At 63.1% G+C, this 2,130-nt stretch carries 2 protein-coding genes; both read right to left on the bottom strand.

Features of this window, described 5'->3' with window-relative positions; all coding sequences use genetic code 11:
• Positions 1 to 1,270, bottom strand: a 1,270-nt coding sequence (locus EN879_RS33155; protein ID WP_164774737.1) for a sugar ABC transporter ATP-binding protein, incomplete at its 3' end; no start/stop codon positions are given.
• A partial coding sequence (locus tag EN879_RS33150; protein ID WP_127274568.1) for a hypothetical protein occupies positions 1,270 to 2,130 on the bottom strand: 861 nt, incomplete at its 5' end. The genes EN879_RS33155 and EN879_RS33150, both read right to left, overlap by 1 nt.

Genomic DNA, 2,130 nt, shown 5'->3' with positions numbered 1-2,130 from the left:
AGATGACGATGCGCGGCTTCTGCACCAGCCCCTTGCCGATCACCACCTTCTGCTGGTTGCCGCCTGACAGCTCGACGACGCGCGCATTGTCGTTGATTGCCTTGATGTTCAGCGTCTTCGTCCATTCGGCCGAGAGCGCGCGCATCTCCTGCGTGTTGATCACCCAGGCCTTTTCGCGGCCCGCCGCCAGCAGTCCGCCGAACAGGTTTTCGGCAATGCCCATCGTCTCGAAGATGCCTTCGCTCTTGCGGTCCTCGGTGACATAGACGATGCCGTCGGCCACCGCTTCGCTCGGCACGAGATAGCGCACCGGTCTGTCATCGAGTTCAATCGCGCCCCCGCGCAGGAAATCCCGTTTGTAGATGCCTGAGACGATCTTGAATGTCTCGGTGCGGCCGGAGCCGATCAGCCCAAACACGCCGGTGATCTGGCCCTCGAAGATCGAAAAAGAGGTGTTGCGCACGACATTGCTCATCGAAATGTCCTGCACCGACAGCACTTTCTTGCCCGCCTTGCGCAGCTTCGCTTCGTCGCGCTGGCGGTAGATCTGTCCCGATAGCGTGCGCCCGACCATGGCGGAAACGATCCTGTCGCGGTCGAAGGCGGATGTGTCGTCGGTAATGACCAGCTCGCCGTCGCGCAGGATGGTGATGCGGTCGGCGATATCGAGCGCCTCTTCCAGCGCATGGCTGATGAAGACGATCGAGACGCCGCCCGCCTTCAGCCGGCGGATCAGCGCGAAGAAGTGCCGCTTCTCCTCCGGCGTCAGCGTCGCCGTCGGCTCGTCGAAGATGATGATCTCGGCATTGTGGTGGACGGCGCGCGCGATCTCGACCATCTGCCGCTTGGCGGCGCCCAACGTTGCCACCATGGCGTTGGGGTCGACCGGAAAATTCAGCGACTGCAGGAACTGCTGCGCTGAAATGTAGGTGCCGCGCAGCCGGTTGAGGAACTTTTCGGTGCCGAGATAAAGGTTCTGCGCCACCGTCATCGACGGCACCAGGCTGGTCTCCTGGAACACCATGGCGATGCCGGCTTCAAGCGCTGCGTGCGGCGAGGCGTAGGCGATCTCTTGCCCATTGTGGAACATCTTGCCCGAAGTGGCATCGACCACACCGGCGATGATCTTGGTCAGCGTCGATTTGCCCGCGCCGTTCTCGCCGAGCAGCGCATGGATCTCGCCCTTGCGCAATTCGAAGCTGACGTTCTTCACCGCAGGCACGCCACGATAATTCTTGGTGACGTTTTCCAGCCGAACGATCGGTTCCATCAAAAACCTCCCGCATCGATCGCCAGCACGCAGTCGCCGCCTCTGGAGGCGACAAACAGCCGGCCATCCTTTTCCGCAACGCTGCAGATGCCATGACGCGTTCCATTGGCGCGGCTGTGCAGGCTGAACAGCGGCTGCATCTTCTGGTCGAGCCTGACCACCAGCCCATAGGAGCGGCTCGGCGACCACGGCTTGTGGATGCCCATGGTGCGGATGCCGCCGCATTGCAGCGGCTCGAGGAAGCTGCGGCTGGACGCCAGTGCCGGCGCGATCCAGTAGGCCGGCGGCACTTGGCTCAGCATGTCCTGCCGGTAATGCGTTTCCTGCAGCACGAATTCGATCAGCCGGTTGCGCGGCGCAAACAAGGTCAGCCAGGCCCCACCATCGGCGGACGGCGACAGCCGCGCGGGATATCCCGGCAGATGTGCAAGCACCGTCGAGCGGTTGCCGGTAGCGCCATCGAAGCGAACAAGCTGGTGACGCCAGCTTTCGCTAACCAGCAGATCCTCGCCGACAGGATGCAGCCCGTAGGGAAAGGCAATGTCGCCGGCGAGTTTGCGGAAATCACCGCCTGCGGCGCCTCGCTTCCAGAGCGAACCGGACACGCCCTTCTTCATCAGATCGGCGGCCCATTGCGATGGCGCATGCTCGGTCGAGCCGTTGGCCAGCCACAGCGTGCCGTCATCCGCATAGGCTAGTGCGGTGATGCAGCTGATCCCGGCCGGCAGTGAAACGTCGCTGCCGCCAATCAGCAACTTGCCGCTTTCCAGCCCGACCGTCAGTTCGCCCAATGGCGACAGCGCCAGCGCGGTGACGGCAGACGGAAAGGTCTCGACCACGACAGGTTGCGCTCCAGCAGC

The sequence above is a fragment of the Mesorhizobium sp. M7A.F.Ca.AU.002.02.1.1 genome, from assembly GCF_003998535.1.
In the GTDB taxonomy this organism is placed as follows: domain Bacteria; phylum Pseudomonadota; class Alphaproteobacteria; order Rhizobiales; family Rhizobiaceae; genus Mesorhizobium; species Mesorhizobium ciceri.
This window is presented reverse-complemented; position numbering and strand designations above follow the sequence as displayed.